Genomic DNA, 17,570 nt, shown 5'->3' with positions numbered 1-17,570 from the left:
TCCACTAGGAGCTTAATATGAGATTATTCAACCTGAGAATGTTGTGCTGTATTTTTGCAGTCATTATCTTGTCAGGTTGTTCTAATTCTCTACCTTTACTTGCTGTTCCTGAGCAAGTTTCGTATGATGATGAGTTGAAAATAGCTGAAATAAGTCAACAGTTATCAAGACGAGATCTTGATACTGTTTCTCGAATGCAGCTGATTTTCGAACGAGGAATTGTTTACGATTCATTAGGTTTTAAAGCATTTGCACAAAGTGATTTTAATCACCTTTTAAGTTTTAATCCTGAAATACCTGATGTTTATAATTTTCTTGGTACTTATGCACTAAGAGATGGTGATTTCGATAATGCTATGATGGCATTTAATACTACACTAGAAATAGATCCATCTTATGCTTTTGCTTATTTGAATCGTGCAATTACTTTATATCGTACAGGACATTATCAAGCTGCACAGCTTGATGCACAAAAATTCTATCAATATGATGTCAACGAACCTATTCGTGTTTTATGGCTTTATTTGATTGAAAAAGAAATAGATAAACAAGCTGCCCTAGCTCAGTTGCAAAATCGTTACGATAAACTAAACGATAAAATGAGTTATGGTGGTGATATCATTGCATTTTATTTAGGTAATATTAGTGAATCTAAATTAATGCAAAACCTTCAACAAGGTGTTGAAAATGACCGGCAATTAGCCGAACGCCTATGTGAAGCGTACTTTTATTTAGGTAAATATTACCTAGGTAAAGGTAACAATGAGCGTGCCAAAATATTATTTAAATATGCTTTAGCTAATAATATTTATAACTTTGTTGAACATCAACAGGCACTCTACGAAATTAAGTTACTTGAAGAAAAGTAACAAGGGTCATGCCAGTTTTAAAAGTGAAAATATTGTTATAGCGTAGTTCTGATTTGCCCATAATATTCTCAATTATTTTTATGCTATCTATCTTTTGTATTAAATAAAGTAATTATTTAAGCAACAGTTATGCATATTTGATTGTGTGATTATTGGCAGTTAGTTATTGGGGTGAGTTGTAAATTTTCAATTTAGTGAGCTGGCATAAATTTATATAGTGTTTTATTTAGGTAATGTAATATTTTATGAGCAATATTGTAATCCTCATAAATTATCTTGATTAGTAATTATCAGGTTTGTTGCTAACTTAAAATTAAGCCTATATATCCAATTTGCAAGCGAGTTTACATGACAACAGAAATATCTTTTATTGACCTTGGTTTATCTGAGGAAATCCTTAACGCATTAAATGATCTTGGTTTTACTAAACCATCACCAATCCAAGCAGAATGCATTCCTTTACTTTTACAAGGGAACGATGTGTTGGGTATGGCACAAACTGGTAGTGGTAAAACTGCTGCTTTTTCCATTCCTTTTTTGATGAATATTGATGCTAATTTAAAAGCACCACAATTATTGGTTTTAGCACCAACTCGTGAATTGGCAATTCAAGTTGCTGATGCCTGTGCTGAATATGCAAAATATGTGAAAGGCGTAAAAGTTTTACCACTGTATGGTGGTCAACGTTATGACGTGCAATTACGTGCATTAAAACAAGGTCCACAAATTGTAGTGGGTACTCCAGGTCGATTGTTAGATCATTTAAATCGTAAAACATTAGATCTTTCAAACCTTAAAGGTTTAGTTTTAGATGAAGCCGACGAAATGTTAAGAATGGGCTTTATTGATGATGTTGAAAGTATTATGGCTACGATCCCAGAAGATCATCAAACAGCACTATTTTCAGCAACAATGCCGGCACCAATTCGTCGTATTACTAAACGTTTTATGCATAACCCGAAAGAAGTACAAATTAAAGGTACTAATCAAACTGCACCTGATATTGATCAAAGCTATTGGTTAGTACGCGGTATGCGTAAAAACGAAGCAATTGTACGCTTTTTAGAAGCTGAAGATTTTGATGCAGCAATTATTTTTGTTCGTACCAAAACAGCAACATTAGATGTCGCCGAAGTATTAGAAAAAAATGGTTATAGTTGTGCTGCTTTGAATGGTGATATGACTCAGCAACTTCGTGAGCAAACGCTTGATCGTTTACGTAATGGCCGATTAGATATCCTAATTGCAACTGATGTGGCTGCTCGAGGTTTAGATGTTGAGCGTATCAGTTTAGTTATTAACTATGATATCACTCTTGATTCAGAATCTTATGTTCACCGTATTGGGCGAACTGGTCGTGCTGGTCGTGCTGGACGAGCAATTTTATTTGTTGATAGTCGTGAACGCCGTTTACTTAAGAATATTGAACAAACAATTAAAAAGCCGATTCCTGAAGTAGCATTACCATCTAAAGAGTTGCTCGAAAAACGTCGTTTAGCGAAATTTACTCAGAAAATTCAGCAACAATTAGAAAGTGCCGATTTAGATCAATATCAAGCGTTATTAGAGCAAATCCAAGCAGATAGTGGTGCAGATCTTGAAACGATTGCAACAGCATTATTGAGATTAGCTCAGAGTGATCGTCCGTTGATTCTACCGCCAGATCCAGTATTTAAACCATCAAGAGAATTTCGTGATCGTGATAATCGAAATGGTGAACGTCGCTTACGTGGCGATAATCGTGAATCACCAAAACGTCGTGAACGCCGAGATGTGGGTGAAATGGATATGTATCGTATCGAAATTGGTAAAGAAAACGGTGTTGAAGTGCGTCATATTGTTGGTGCAATTGCTAATGAAGCCGATATTAGTAGTCGCTATATTGGTAATATCAAACTTTATGAAACTTATTCAACCGTTGAGTTACCAAAAGGCATGCCGAAAGATATTCTTAAGCATTTTGAACGGGTTAGAGTACTTAATCAACCAATGAAAATGAGCTTGGTAGCAGGTAAGCCATCTGAAGCTAAACGTGGACGTAAAAGTAGTAAAACAGAATCTAATGACAAAGGTTTTGCGAAAAAACGTGGCCGTCCTAGCGCACCTAAGTTCTAATATTTTTTAGGTTTGCTTCTTAAGAACCTCTGCCAAATGACAGGGGTTTTTTATTGCTTATCTTTTAGATTGTTACCTGCATTTTTCGGCAAGGTAATAAAGTCAATCATTGCTAACAAGGTCATTCCTGCTACCATTAATAGTGCTAACCTAAAATCTTCTACCATTAAACCCGTTTGGCTATGGCCATTATAGCTAGATGCAATAAATAGAAATAAAGCACTTAACACAATGCCGAGTACGTTATTTAGCTGCTGGAAAATGGTAGATAAAATGTTAGCGCTCTGTATTTCTGTTTTATCAATTTCTGAAAAACTAAGCGTGGTGATGGTAGTAAATTGAATAGAACGAGCACCACCGGAAAAGAATAGCACTAATATAATCCAGATGATAGGTGTTTGTGGCGTGAAAAGCGCACATAACACAAAACTTGAAGATAATAACAGCCCATTGATAATCAGAATTTTGCGGAATCCAAACTTATGAATTAAAGGTGTGTTTACTGTTTTAAGCAGGATATTGCCGGCAAATAATGATAGCAGTAGTGAACCTGCAGTTAACGGTGACCAACCAAAACCGACTTGAAACATTAGCGGTAAGATAAACGGAGCACTATTTAAGCCAATACGTATTAATGAACCACCAAAAAAGGTCATTCTAAATGTACGTTTAGAAAAGGCATATAGACTAATTAATGGGTGTTGAGTATGAGCTAAATGATAGTAGGCAAAGATTAATATTAGGCTACCAACCAAAGATAGTGTTACGCCTACCCAGAGACTACTATTTGAATGAGAAATCATTTCAAGCCCATAAACAAATAGTAGTAGGCCTAAACCACAAGTGATAAATCCAACACTGTCAAATGTACGTTTTTCAGGTAATTCTTTGGGTAATAATCGATGAGCGAAAAATAGGGCGATAAAACCTAATGGAATATTAAGAAGAAATATCCAGTGCCATGTTAGATATTGAGCAAAGAAGCCACCAATAATCGGTCCCATTAATGGCGCAATTAAGCCTGGCCAAACTAAAATAGAAATAGTGCTGACTAAATGTTGTTTTTCCGTTCGACTTAATACCACCGTTCTGCCTACAGGCACCATTAATGATCCACCTAAACCTTGAATTAATCTTGCGATGGTAAACATGGTCAGATTAGTCGATATGGCACACAATATTGATGCTAACATAAATAAAATAATCGAAATCGAAAAGACTCGATAGGCGGTGAAACGGTTAGCGATCCAGCCACTGGCAGGTAAACCAATTGTAAGTGCTAGCATATAGGCGCTAATCCCAATAGATAAATCTTGAGGATTGGTTAAAAATGATTTTGCCATAGCTGGAATTGCCGTGGTGATCACTGTAGCGTCTAGATTTTCCATGAAAAACGTCGCAGCGACTAAAATCGCCATTTTTCGAACGTGACTATTTTGTTGCATCATGTGGTTTGATTAATTCAGAAAAATAACAATAAAACTTTAATATACGCCAAAAATTTGTGTTGTGGTAAAGGTTTTTAACATTTTGCCCTTAATTGTGATTAAGAGTATACTAATGCCATATTAATCGGTAAAACAGAGGTAGAGGTACACAATGACAGATTCTTTAAATAAATGTAAAGCTAACGAAACACCTGCATGTTGTTGCGTTGATGTAGGTACAATTATAGACAATGAAGATTGTAGTGCAGAATATGAGCATGTTTTTACATCTGAATCAGAAGCAAATGCCAAATTAGCTACATTAACTCAAGCTGCAAAAGCTGTTGAAACAGAGCCTTGTGAAATTAACAGCAGCATCGATAAAGTTGAAAATGGCTATAAATTAACAGCTAAATTTACTTTCTGCTGTGGCGCTGAATGTATGATTTTCCAATTGAAATTACGTTAATTATTCATTTATGAAAGTTTGTATTATGAGACATGGTGAGGCAGGTTTTGCTGCTTCATCTGATGCAAGTCGTACTTTAACTGATTATGGTTTAAAACAAGCCTGTCAAGCTGGACTATGGCTTAATCAACAAAATTTTAAATTTGATTTAGGGTTAGTCAGTCCTTATTTAAGAGCCCAACAGACTTTCACTGAATTATCCTCTCACTGCCGAGTTTCTCAATTCGAAACTGATAATCTTTTGGTACCTGGTGGTAGCCCTTCTCATATTGCTGATTTATTAATGACACTGCCCGATCGTGGTATCGAAAATGTGATTATTGTTTCGCATCTACCTCTAGTTGGTTATTTGGTTAATGAGTTATGTCCAGATGTATCACCGCCAATGTTTCCTACAGCTGCTATTGCTTGTGTTGATTTATCCGCCAATACGGCAGGGAAGCTAGAATGGTTTCATGTAGTGGAATAAAAAAGCTTAACTTATTTGATTTACCTTTAACTGGTCGAACGCTAATCGAAGCGTCAGCAGGAACAGGTAAAACCTATTCGCTCGCATTTATTTATTTGCGATTATTATTGGGGATTGGTAAAAACAGTTATCCCACACCTCTTGATGTTAATCAGATTTTAGTGGTGACCTTTACTAAAGCCGCTACTCAGGAACTGCGATCTCGTATCAGGCAAAATATTCAAGAATTACGATTAGGGTTGTTACAAGGTCATCATGATGATCCAATTTATCAACAATTAATTGATTTAGTTGATGATAGCAACCAAGCAATACAGAAATTAACCCAAGCTCAACAATCAATGGATGATGCGGCGATTTATACGATTCATGGTTTTTGTCAACGTATATTGACTAGTCATGCTTTCGAATCAGGTGTACTGTTTGAACAAACATTGATAACAGATGAACAAGATCTAAAGTTACAAGTTGTGCAAGATTTTTGGCGTCACTACTTTGTTCCTCTCGACAAAGCATTAGCCTACCTGATTCTTGACTATTGGCAGGATCCAGAAAGATTGCTATCCGACATCAGACCTTATTTAAATTTTGAATTTGATGAGCAGCAAGAAGAACATATTGATATCAGTGGCAAGATTCAGCAATTTTATCAAAAATATTTTCAGCAGATCAGTCTGATCAAAAAACAGTGGTTAGATTCAATTGCCGATCTGCCAGAAATAATTGCTCAATCAGGCGTTAATAAACAATCCTATAGTAGCCGTAATTTACCTAATTGGTTGGCTAAAGTTACTGCCTGGGCGCAGATGCCAATACGTTCATTTAAACTGCCTAGTGAGTTAACTAAATTTAGTCAGTCGATTTTAATTGAAAAAACTAAGCAAGGTAAAAATCCTCCGACTCATGCCGTTTTTGAGAGTATTGAAGCGCTATGTAATAGTTCTATTGATTTACGTGGCGAAGTTCTAATGGATATCGTTAAAGTCATTCAAAAGCGTATTTATATTCAGAAGATCAAACGTGGTGAAATGAGTTTTGATGATCTCTTAAGCCAGTTGAACCGAGCTCTACGTGCTAGAAATGGTAATCGATTAGCAGAGAGTATTGCGAAAAAATACTGTGTAGCGCTGATTGATGAATTTCAAGATACCGATCCGGTGCAGTATAAAATTTTTGATCGTATCTATAATCGTTATCCGAAAGAGACTGGGTTACTGTTTATTGGTGATCCTAAACAAGCGATTTATAGCTTCCGTGGTGCAGATATTTTTACATATCTAAAAGCAAAATCATCAACCGGTGAAAATAATTTTACTATGCAGGTCAACCATCGTTCTTCATCATCCATGGTGAATGCGGTTAATGCATTGTTTAATCATCATGATAATCCGTTTATTTTTGAAAATATTCCATTTTTACCAATGGAAAGTGCCGAACGTAATCAACAAAAAGGTTTAATTATCAATAATCAAGAGGTTAATGCTTTAGCGGCATACTTATTACCTGATGAAGTTAGCTCAAAAACGGATTATCAAGAACATATCGCTAACTGTTGTGCTAAGCAGATTGTGACGTGGTTGATGGATCCGACCATTTTATTGAAGGATAAAGATGGTCAACGACCAATTACAACTGCTGATATTGCCATTTTAGTCCGTACCGGATACGAAGCTGAGATTATCCAACAAAAGTTAACCAGTGTTGGAGTTAAAAGCGTTTATTTATCTAATCGGAGTAGTGTCTTTCTGGCTAAAGAAGCACAGGAGGTCCTGTGTTTATTACAAGCAGTGCTTATGCCAGAAAACGAATCGGCTCTACGCTTAGCTTTAATGACGACACTGTTGGGTCAAACCATGACTGAACTTGAGCAAATAACCGACGATCAAGATATATGGGAAGGTTTGATAGAGGAGTTTAAACAGTATCAGATTATCTGGCAATATTATGGTGTGTTAGTCATGTTGCGCCGGATGATGAAAAACCGTCAGTTAGCTGAAAATATATTAGCCAGCCCAAATGGTGAACGTACTTTAACTAATTTGATGCATCTAGGCGAGCTATTGCAAGAAGCGGCCGACGAACTTGATAGTCCACATGCTTTGGTTCGTTGGTTATCAAGACAAATTGTCAGTCCTGATGCAAATTTAGAAAATCATGAGCAACGATTAGAAAGTGATGAAAATTTAGTAAAAATTATTACTATTCATAAATCTAAAGGTTTAGAGTTTCCTATTGTTTGGTTGCCATTTGCAGCTCAATTTCGAAATTCAGATAGTCAGTTTTATCATGACAAAAATAATGACTATCAACCAACTTATGCTTGGCTATTAACCGATGAAATAAAACAACAGATTGAAGATGAACGTTTAGCCGAAGATTTACGTTTACTTTATGTTGCTATGACACGTTCAATCTTTCATTGTAGCGTTGGGTTAGCATCATTAAAAAACAGTCAATCAGCGATTGATTATTTATTAAAAGGTGACTTACGTTCAATTGCTAAATTTGCTGATTTGGTTGAATTACAATTACCTATTTTAGGTCAGCAGTATAATGCTGAATTAGCCGCTAATCTTTCACTTACCGCCAATGTATTTAAACGTAAATTATCTAATAGTTGGCGTGTAACCAGTTATACCGAATTACAAAAGCATAATAATTTGGTTGGCCTTAATTCAACTATGCTTAGTGATTGGCGTGAAAATAATCCCGAATACGCCGATTCATTATCAATTGAAGAGCAATATGATATCCATCATTTTCCAAAAGGTGCATATGTTGGTACATTATTGCATTCCATTATGGAAAATTTAACGCCAACTAATGCCGATGATTTGTGCGCTAGTACGATTAAAAAATTGAGTTTACCACCACATTGGTTAACAGTACTAAGTGATTGGTTGCAACACGTTTTAGCAACGAAACTAAATAAAAGACAAGATCAAGATGGGCCGTTATTAGCCGATGTTTTAAATAGTCAATGTATTAATGAATTACAATTTTATTTTCCCATTCGCAGTGCAGTGACCAGTAAGCAATTAGATAGTTTATGTAAAGAGTATGATGATTTATCCAAACAATGTCCTTCATTAGATTTTGAAACTGTACAAGGTATGCTAAAAGGATTTATCGATTTAGTGTTTGAGTATCAGGGTAAATATTATATTGTTGATTATAAATCAAATTGGTTAGGTGACGGGGTAGAGGCTTATACCGAGTCAGCCTTAAATCAAGTTATGTGTGAGCATCGTTATGAGCTGCAGTATCAAATTTATTGTTTAGCCCTGCATCGATTTTTACGAAGCCGTTTAGCTGATTATCGATATGAAACTCATTTTGGTGGTATTTATTATCTATTTTTACGGGGACTTCCTAAACAAGGGATATTTTATCATCGACCAAAGCAACAGTTTATAGAAAAACTCGATAAGTTATTTGATGGGATAGATTTAACTTAAATAACGAGGCACAAATACTTGTGATTTTTCGATATCGAGACAACAAAATTGTGTTGGTTTTATCGTTAACTATCTATTTATTATGATGATTTTTTAGTCAGTACATATTCACTTTTATCATTTGATTGGTAACCGCCAATACGATAATGCATACTTATTTTCAATTATTATAATATGGCCATTAAGTTAGCAGTTGCTGAGAATTTTTACATGCCTAAACAAATCACTTTTAGATAAAATCATACACACAAATAAATATTGTTGTTCATTGTTCTTCCTGCTTGCTATCAATTTTTCTATTGTGATCATTTTTTTGATGAAAATACTGATAAATAATCTTTATTTTTGTCTGTTGATCATTTCAGCAATAATCTAATTATTAGATTGTCTTTTTAATAGTTCGTCGTTTAATAATTGTTAATTAATATTATGATTTTACTTGCTAAGCATAAATATTCGTTTACTAAAAAAGAGTTTCATTAACACTTTTGTAATCGGTTACATTAAATTTTATTTAAAAATATTATAAAAAACAATGGTCTTTGACAGGCGTAAAATATTAATGTGACAATTGTCACATTCCAGAGATTTATTTGTTAAATGATCAAGTTTATTGGTTATAGTAAATAAGCTTATTTAATAAGCGTTGGATTGCTACCGTAGCAGTATAACGGGCAAAACCTAAAGCATAGATTATTAATCTACGCTTTAGGTTTTTTTTTGTCTCAATTTTCTGAGACTTCTTTAATCTCTATTAAATAATGAGTAGAAAAAAATGAAATATTTAACTAAAGCAGTATTAAAAGTAAAACCTAAACGAATTGTTTTAATTACTTTACTTGGCTTGTGCTATATACCGAACTCTTTTGCTACTACTCAAGATGAGTTAGAGGCTAGAATATCAATGTTAGAGCAAAAATTATTAGCACTATCTCAAGAGTCAATAGATTTAAAAAAACAAGTTATTGAATCGAATAAACAACTCGCACAATTGAATAAAAATATTCAACAACAACAGGTTGTGATTAATAATCAACAGAAAGCATTGAAAAAACAGAGTGTTGCTGTAGCAAATGTTCAAAACAATGCCGATTCTAAAGTTGTTACACAACATCAGCCCGCACTCGATAATCAAATTGTGTTAATTAATGACGCCAAAGCAAACGGTAGTAAAGACCAGTCAACAGCAACTAAAACAATTAAAAATGCCTATACCCTTTCTGAGTTTAAAGATTTTATCAAAGATGAAATTGGTTTTTCATTTAATGGTTATTTCCGTGGTGGTTGGTCTACTTCAAAAAATGGTAAACCAAAAAATTATGCTGAAGGAGCCCTAGGTAGATTCGGTAATGAGTATGGTGGTTGGTATGATTTGGTATTCAAACAAAAGGTGTATGATGAAGATGGTCATAGGGTTGATGCCATTGTTATGATAGATGGTAATGTAGCTACGAATAAGGCTGCTGGTTTGTTTAATACCCAAGATGATAATATCATGCAGTTTTCTGATATCTATTTATCGACTAAAGGATTTATCCCTGGTTTTCCTGATGCAAATTTATGGGTAGGTAAACATTCACTTCCATATAATGAAATTCAAATGTTGGATTGGAAAACGCAAAAAACCCCTGCAGGTGGCGGAATCGGTATTGAAGGTTTAGATGTTGGCGTTGGTAAACTTGATTTAGCTTTAGTAAGAGCTGATGTTAATGTCAAACAAACTAAAAAAACCGAGGTTGTTGAGAACGGTAAAACTGAAATAAAAGAAGTCACTAAGCGTGAAGAAGTTGATTTAAACGAAGTAGAGTTTCGCTATCGAGATATTCCTTTATGGCAAGATGCAACCTTGGCGATTAATGGCCGTTACTCGGCACCAAATAAATCGAAAATCCAAGATAGTGTTAGTGTCAAAAATGCTTGGTTAGGTAGTTTTGTTCTAAGACAAAATAATTTCTTTGGTGGATTTAATCAATTAACCTTACAAACTGCAACTAATTCAGTGGCTTCTCAATTAGCTAATATTAATACTAATAACCCTGAATTTGCAGCTAATTCTGATAACGATTATATTGGTACACATACTGGCGGTAAGGCTTATCGTTTAGTATCTGAAGGTGAGGCTTATTTAGCTGATAAAGTCATAGTCGCTCACGCTTTAGCACTTACAACAGGTAACGATGTCTATTCGTATGATTTGAGTTCAGCTCATACCGATTTTACTAGTTTCAAATCGGCAATCAGACCTGCTTATATTTGGGATACTTACAATCAAAGTGGTGTCGAGTTAGGTTACTTTAAACAAAAAAATAAAGTTAAAGGTAAAAATTATACTGAAGAAGGTGTCAAAACAACACTCTTCCATTCGTTTAAAGTGGGTGAGAGCATTTTAACTTCAAGACCTGATATTCGTTTTTATGTTTCTTATATAGAATCAATGCAAAATGAAATTAGTAAATTTGACTTTAATGGCAAAGAAAACCAAATTAGCTTTGGTGTGCAAACCGAAGTTTGGTTTTAGATAATCTTGTCAGGGTGAAATATAATATTAATGTCGAAAACGATAATTATAGGTTTTCGACATTTTCTAAGGGATTTGTTAGCTTTAAACTTAATATATTAGCGGATATTGTTAACTGAGTATCGCTTTGTTAACGTTGGAGTAAATACATTAATTAAGTTAGTCGGAGGCGGCTCTCCTTTTGCTAATCGTAATGCAAGTTCAGCAGCTTGTTCGGCCATTGTGTGTAGTGGATAACGAATGGTTGTTAGCTTAGGATGTAGATACCGAGCAATTAAAAGATCATCAAAGCCAATAATTGAAACATCATTCGGAATTTTTATATCATTATCATATAATACTGACATAGCCCCAGCTGCCATTGAATCATTGTAACAGGCAATTGCCGTAATTTGTCGATTTCGTTCTAAAAGAGACATCATGGCTTGTTCTCCACCTTCTTCATTAGGCGAAGCGAAGGCAATAAAGTTATCATTAATATCAATATTATGTTCGATTAATGCATCTTTATAACCCTGCAATCTATCTATTGCATCAGATATGCTATGTTTAGAACATAAATATCCAATGTTGGTATGACCATGCTGAATTAAATGTTTAACTGCTAGGTATGATCCATAACGACTATCAAGCGCAATACAGCGTTTTTCAAAACCTTTTAATATCCGATTAATTAGGACCATACCAGGTATTTGTTGCATTAATTTTATTAATTGATCATCGGGTAACATTTTTGCATGCACAACTAAAGAAGAACAACGATGTTCTATAAGATTGGTTATAGCTCTATATTCTTGCTGTTTATTATGATATCCATTACCAATTAGCAAAAAATGGCCGTTTTTCGCTGCAACTTTTTCAACAGTACTAATCATTGCGCCAGAAAATGGATCGGATAGGTCTGCTACCACGATGCCAATAGTATTAGAGTTTTGTTGGGATAACGCTCGGGCGTTAGCATCAGGATAATAATTTAATTTTTCCATGGCTTTTTTTACTGTTTCACGAGTCTTATCACTTACATTGTCAGCGTTATTAATCACCCGTGATACCGTTGCAACGGAAACTTTTGCTAGCTTTGCAACATCTTTTATTGTCGCCATAAAAAATCCTTTTAACTTTTTAACTCATTGCCAATATAGAGTTTTTAGATTATCGATTGGTTAGAATAAATATCTCGTAAATTGGCGGAAAACCTAAGATTCAAATATTTCGATTATATTTGCTATTGATACAACCTGTAATATTCTGAATATCTACTTAACTGGTTATAATAGAACAAAATTTTCAGTTTGCCAATAAGCTCATTTTTATATGAATCGTTTCAGTAAAAAAATATTAATGTAGCAGATTGAGAATATTAAGTTGTAAAATTTAATGGAAAAATTACACACCTTAGTTTGTTATTACTCCTATTAACATGGTGTAACTAGGTTTAGTTCTAGTAATAGTAAATAAATATTCATTAACCAATGGTGTTGGATAATAGATTGCATAGCATAATTATTGATTATTAAATCGATATTTTGCTGAGTTCTAAAATTTTAATCTGGTGTAGTTCATTAGTAATCATATCAGTGATGCTAATTTACCTCTAAAGAATCAGTTGGTTATATAAAATTAGCAATAATAAGTATATAAATATAATTACTTTTTGCTGCCAATTTGCTACATGATAATTTTATATTACAAGACTGCTATCAAGCTTTAATTAGATGCTCTCCCATTTAAGAAAGAGCTTATTTTAATGTTAATTGATAAATCCCGTACAGTTACTATCAGTACAATTATCACATGGATATTTATTATAATGTAATCGATTACATTATCAGGGTGAATGGCATAGGTTTGACTGGTTAAAATGCTCCATATATCTAGGTTATTTAAGATAGATTATCTATATTTATCATTATTTTTCTAATATTAATATTATGATTTTTAATTGATTAATATCATTGAGGTGTTGTTTTTTGATTCATATAGTGAATCGATATATTCGATTTTATTTTGTTATTAATAAAGAGTTAAACTTCACAAATTTTTATTACAAATGGTTGTGCGAAAAGCCTACATTTTGTGTTATTATGTTTTTATTATGGGTAAAATTTTAAAATATCATGAAAAAACAGAATATTATTACTTTACTTTCTTTTATTGCTGTAGCTTTTAGTGCCAATGCTGTTGATAAATATGTTACTGAAAATGTTGATATTTATCTACGTCGTGGCCCAGGTTCACAATATGCCTATTCAAACGCAGTTAAAGCCGGTCAAAAAGTAATTGAACTTGAAAAAAGTGCTGATGGCAAATATACAAGGATACAGCTTTCTAATGGTAATTCAGCTTGGATTGAGTCTAATAAATTAAAAGATCAACCTAGTTTTAAAGAACTTGTGCCATCATTAGAAGCACAACTCGCTGAGTATAAAGATAAAGTTGATAATGCAGAAAAAAATCAACAAAATGCCATCCGAGATTATGCGGAAAAACTACAAAAAGCTGAACAAACGATTGAAAGCCTACAAGCTAAGAATAATGAGTTAGAACAACTTAATAAACAGCAAGATATGAAGCTTGAGTCTATGTTAAATCAAGTTGATGATAAGCGCCGTGATCTAATTGTAACTTGGTTTACTTATGGTGGCTTAGTTGCTGGTGGTGGTTTGCTTCTTGGTCTTATTTTGCCGGCTATTATGCCTGGTCGTCGTAAAAAAGATCGTTGGATGCGTTAAATGAGTAAAATCTATCTTGTTGGTGGTTCAGTTAGAGATAGATTGCTACATCTCCCTGTTGTTGATCGAGATTGGGTTGTGGTTGGTGCAACCCCAGATGAACTTCTGGCATTAGGTTACCAACAAGTTGGTAAAGATTTTCCTGTTTTTTTACACCCTAAAACTAAAGAAGAGTACGCTTTGGCTCGAACAGAGCGGAAATCAGGTAAAGGCTATACAGGCTTTATATGTGACTTTAGTAAAGATATTACTTTAGAGCAAGATCTTATTCGACGAGATCTTACTATAAATGCGATTGCCATGGATCAAGAAGGCAATATTGTCGATCCTTATCATGGTGTTAATGATATTAAGCTTAAATTATTACGCCATGTTTCTCCTGCGTTCAGAGAAGATCCGCTACGAATTTTACGTGTGGCTCGTTTTGCTGCCCGTTATCACCATTTAGGTTTTAGAATCGTTGCTGAAACGAGTAATTTAATGAAAGAGATGGTCTCTGCAGGTGAAATAAATACCCTTACAGCAGAAAGAGTATGGAAAGAGACTGAAAAGGCGCTAGCGACTGAGGATCCTCAAGTTTATTTTCAAGTATTGGAACAATGTGGTGCTTTAGCGTTATTATTTCCATCTCTCAAACTTTCCAGCGCTATTACTGATGCATTAAAAAAATCGACTTTATTGACAGATGATTTGACTGTGCGCTTTGCAGTCTTGTGTAGTGAGTTTGCATCCAAAACTGAGCTAGAAAAGCTTTGTTTACAAATTAAAGCCCCCAATCAATATACGAAATTAGCAATTATGGTGCAGCAATTTCACAATAGTGTTGCTAATGTGATACAGTTAACTGCGGAACAAATTATCGAATTGTTCAATAAAATAGATGTATGGCGCAATCCAGCCCATCTTAATCAATTGATAATTGCTAGCCAATCTTATGCTAAAACGGAATTATTTCCTCAAGCTCAATACCTTGAACAAGCATATAAATTAGCTCTAGCTGTCGATGTTCAAAATATTATTGCCGAAGGTTATACTGGAAAGTTAATTCATAATGAGTTACAAAAAAGGCGAATTGAAGTGTTATTAAACGGTATTTGATTGCATCTTAATCAATCGTCACTTTTTTTTAAAATATCTAAAAAAAAGGGTTGACGATTTGCCGTAACACAAGCATAATGCGCCTCGCAGTGTTGGTTATGACGTTGCGAATGAAATGGCTACGTAGCTCAGCTGGTTAGAGCACATCACTCATAATGATGGGGTCACAGGTTCGAATCCCGTCGTAGCCACCATTAAGGTTAGTTTGTATTTTTACCGAAAGTATACAGTGCGGGTGTGGCGAAATTGGTAGACGCACCAGATTTAGGTTCTGGCGCCGCAAGGTGTGTGAGTTCAAGTCTCTCCACCCGCACCATTTTAATCTTAATGTCTATCCTTTATTGGGGTATAGCCAAGCGGTAAGGCAGCGGGTTTTGATCCCGCCACGCCCAGGTTCGAATCCTGGTACCCCAGCCATTCCAATCTGCTCATATTTTTATATCTGACTTTTTAGTCTATTTTTTATATTGGAACTTTGCCACTATAATCAATTCTATAAAAATATGCGGAATTAGTAGATTTACTAGATATCTAATCTCGATTCATATTGGGGTATAGCCAAGCGGTAAGGCAGCGGGTTTTGATCCCGCCATGCCCAGGTTCGAATCCTGGTACCCCAGCCATTTAATTTTCAAACATTATCTATGTATTAATCTTTTGAGTGAATTGATTAATGTCAATTGATAATCATCTTTGAAAAATTAGCCACTATTTATTTTTGGTTTAAGTTTACTTGTCTTATTTAGTATATAAATGATGAATTGCTTTTAACAGTAAATACTAAAGTGGATTATTTGCTTTTTAAAAGCTAAATTAGAATTATTCTAACTATAATAAGAATAAAAATTGCGCTATACCTTCTTATAACGCAATTTATGAATGTATTTTCTATTTCAGCACACAAACAAAATATAATTCATTATCTTTTAACTGCCATTCAATAGCGCCTTTTGTTGCACCTACTGCATATTGGTTATTACTATCTCTTTCGTCCGAAGTCCAATATAAACGTCCTTTAGGGAAATGGTTACCGGGATAGGTGTGATGATAATAGTTTTCTTCGTTAGTTACATCACCCCATTCAGCTAAAAGATTGTTTCCAACCCGACGATAATAGTGATTTGTTGTAATAGCTAGACAATTATCTGAGTTATTATCAGACTGGCAAGCACCACCACTCGTTATAAGACTTTGGTCACTGTTGGTTAAATCTTCAATAGATGGAATGATATAGTTTCCCTGACAAATACTTCTACGTTGATTATAAGGATAAAAATCTTGGCTGGGTGCGGAAAACCATTTCTTAATAGTAAACGAATAAATATCTTCACCGTTGGATTTTATAGAAAATGTAGGATTTGCTTCAGTGGCTTCTCCTAGCAATTTGACTTGAACAGCCGTGTTAGCTAGGTGGCTATCTACATCATTATCACTAATTTTTTTTATCTCTACATTTACTCCCTTTGAACTATTTGATGATGTTATTGTCGATAAATCAAATGGTACGCCAGCTATAAACATGAGAAATCGTGCTTGATCAAACCCTGTATTTGGAAAACCACCAGAACTGACTTTATTAACGAAACCAGAATCAACTATGTATAGATTGTTATCGCCCCAAGTTAAATGGGCCCAGTCGCCAGTATAATCTCTATTTTCGAAAGGAAATGAGTTTACAATTGATGGTCGATTGGCACAAACGGTAGGTTTGATCGCATTGTAAATCAAAAAATCACTCTTGGGCGTAGAATAAATTGTATAATTTGGTATGCCATATTCAGAGACTAAAGCGATGGTGCCTGAAATTCTGATATACGGATTCCACCCCAACCGTGCTAGTTCACAAAAGGTTCTATCTCTATCTGGTTCCAATAATAAATAAGATATATTGGCTGCTCGATAGAACCAATCTATTTTAAAACCGTCATCAGGTGGGGTTATTTTGGCTATAACATCGCCGTCATCATCAGAGACGTTCTGGTTATCAATTGGATTAGTCGGTGAAAATGGCATTATTATAGGTTCAAAACCATAATCAGACTTTAACATCGTTAACAATTGATTGGGTGTGGTGGTATTAGGATCAACCTGAGGGAAATTTATGGATTTTATTGTGTCATTTAAACTATTCAATTCAGCGTTTATTGTAGTTTGTAATTTTACTCCAAAATAGTGAAAGTTTTGTTGATTATATTCTCGAGATCCATTTATGCCTATCGCATCTGGGTTAATAAAATAGGGGGCGGAACCATGAATAACTGCTACTGTTTTTGCATCCAAAGCCAAAGCTAAATCGTTCATTAAAAACAGTGAAATTAAAAAGAATATGATAAATCGTGTTAACCATGGAAATTGAGAAAACAGAATAAATTTAAATCCTTTCAATAACATCATCTTACCTTACCTTTTAATTCT

Annotated in this window: 11 protein-coding genes and 4 tRNA genes; 12 read left to right on the top strand and 3 right to left on the bottom strand. The window is 34.3% G+C overall.

Features of this window, described 5'->3' with window-relative positions; all coding sequences use genetic code 11:
* The first annotated feature begins 17 nt into the window (after positions 1 to 17).
* Positions 18 to 869: a lipoprotein NlpI gene (gene nlpI / locus H3T80_RS05795; protein WP_110447308.1), complete on the top strand. Its 852-nt coding sequence runs from the start codon at positions 18 to 20 to the stop codon at positions 867 to 869.
* 348 nt (positions 870 to 1,217) lie between these two features.
* Positions 1,218 to 2,984: a DEAD/DEAH family ATP-dependent RNA helicase gene (locus H3T80_RS05790; protein WP_198200638.1), complete on the top strand. Its 1,767-nt coding sequence runs from the start codon at positions 1,218 to 1,220 to the stop codon at positions 2,982 to 2,984.
* A 50-nt stretch (positions 2,985 to 3,034) separates the two neighbouring features.
* Here the strand turns inward: H3T80_RS05790 and H3T80_RS05785 are convergent, their stop codons facing one another.
* The gene (locus H3T80_RS05785; protein WP_110447310.1) at positions 3,035 to 4,432 is read right to left on the bottom strand and encodes an MFS transporter; all 1,398 of its coding nucleotides are present in this window, start codon (positions 4,430 to 4,432) and stop codon (positions 3,035 to 3,037) included.
* A 151-nt stretch (positions 4,433 to 4,583) separates the two neighbouring features.
* Here H3T80_RS05785 and H3T80_RS05780 point away from each other — a divergent pair, with 151 nt between their 5' ends.
* The 4 genes from H3T80_RS05780 (at position 4,584) to H3T80_RS05765 (ending at position 11,325) form a co-directional block, all read left to right on the top strand.
* Positions 4,584 to 4,880 (top strand): YfcZ/YiiS family protein, encoded by a 297-nt coding sequence (locus H3T80_RS05780; protein ID WP_065651730.1) that lies wholly within the window; start codon positions 4,584 to 4,586, stop codon positions 4,878 to 4,880.
* A 25-nt stretch (positions 4,881 to 4,905) separates the two neighbouring features.
* Positions 4,906 to 5,349 carry a phosphohistidine phosphatase SixA gene (sixA, locus tag H3T80_RS05775; RefSeq protein WP_198200636.1) on the top strand — a complete coding sequence of 148 codons (444 nt, stop codon included), beginning with the start codon at positions 4,906 to 4,908 and terminating at the stop codon, positions 5,347 to 5,349.
* Positions 5,328 to 8,807: an exodeoxyribonuclease V subunit beta gene (gene recB / locus H3T80_RS05770; protein WP_198200634.1), complete on the top strand. Its 3,480-nt coding sequence runs from the start codon at positions 5,328 to 5,330 to the stop codon at positions 8,805 to 8,807. The genes sixA and recB overlap by 22 nt, the downstream gene beginning before the upstream one ends.
* Positions 8,808 to 9,582: 775 nt before the next feature.
* Complete coding sequence (locus H3T80_RS05765; protein ID WP_198200632.1) at positions 9,583 to 11,325, top strand: carbohydrate porin; 1,743 nt, start codon at positions 9,583 to 9,585, stop codon at positions 11,323 to 11,325.
* Positions 11,326 to 11,423: 98 nt separating this feature from the next.
* Here H3T80_RS05765 and H3T80_RS05760 read toward each other — a convergent pair whose 3' ends face one another.
* Positions 11,424 to 12,428 (bottom strand): substrate-binding domain-containing protein, encoded by a 1,005-nt coding sequence (locus H3T80_RS05760; RefSeq protein ID WP_198200631.1) that lies wholly within the window; start codon positions 12,426 to 12,428, stop codon positions 11,424 to 11,426.
* Between the two features lie 1,014 nt (positions 12,429 to 13,442).
* Here H3T80_RS05760 and H3T80_RS05755 point away from each other — a divergent pair.
* From H3T80_RS05755 to H3T80_RS05730, 6 genes are all read left to right on the top strand, one after another.
* Positions 13,443 to 14,057, top strand: coding sequence for a TIGR04211 family SH3 domain-containing protein (locus H3T80_RS05755; protein ID WP_198200622.1), 615 nt, complete (start codon positions 13,443 to 13,445; stop codon positions 14,055 to 14,057).
* Positions 14,058 to 15,155 (top strand): multifunctional CCA tRNA nucleotidyl transferase/2'3'-cyclic phosphodiesterase/2'nucleotidase/phosphatase, encoded by a 1,098-nt coding sequence (locus H3T80_RS05750; RefSeq protein WP_198200620.1) that lies wholly within the window; start codon positions 14,058 to 14,060, stop codon positions 15,153 to 15,155.
* A 117-nt stretch (positions 15,156 to 15,272) separates the two neighbouring features.
* Positions 15,273 to 15,349, top strand: a tRNA-Met gene (locus H3T80_RS05745).
* A 37-nt stretch (positions 15,350 to 15,386) separates the two neighbouring features.
* Positions 15,387 to 15,471 (top strand) — tRNA-Leu (locus tag H3T80_RS05740).
* Between the two features lie 26 nt (positions 15,472 to 15,497).
* Positions 15,498 to 15,572 (top strand) — tRNA-Gln (locus tag H3T80_RS05735).
* A 131-nt stretch (positions 15,573 to 15,703) separates the two neighbouring features.
* Positions 15,704 to 15,778, top strand: a tRNA-Gln gene (locus H3T80_RS05730).
* Between the two features lie 265 nt (positions 15,779 to 16,043).
* Here the strand turns inward: H3T80_RS05730 and H3T80_RS05725 are convergent.
* Positions 16,044 to 17,549, bottom strand: coding sequence for a hypothetical protein (locus H3T80_RS05725; protein ID WP_198200618.1), 1,506 nt, complete (start codon positions 17,547 to 17,549; stop codon positions 16,044 to 16,046).
* Between the last annotated feature and the right edge of the window lie 21 nt (positions 17,550 to 17,570).

The organism is Gilliamella sp. W8145, from assembly GCF_016101145.1.
GTDB classification, from domain to species: Bacteria; Pseudomonadota; Gammaproteobacteria; order Enterobacterales; family Orbaceae; genus Gilliamella; species Gilliamella apis_A.
This window is presented reverse-complemented; position numbering and strand designations above follow the sequence as displayed.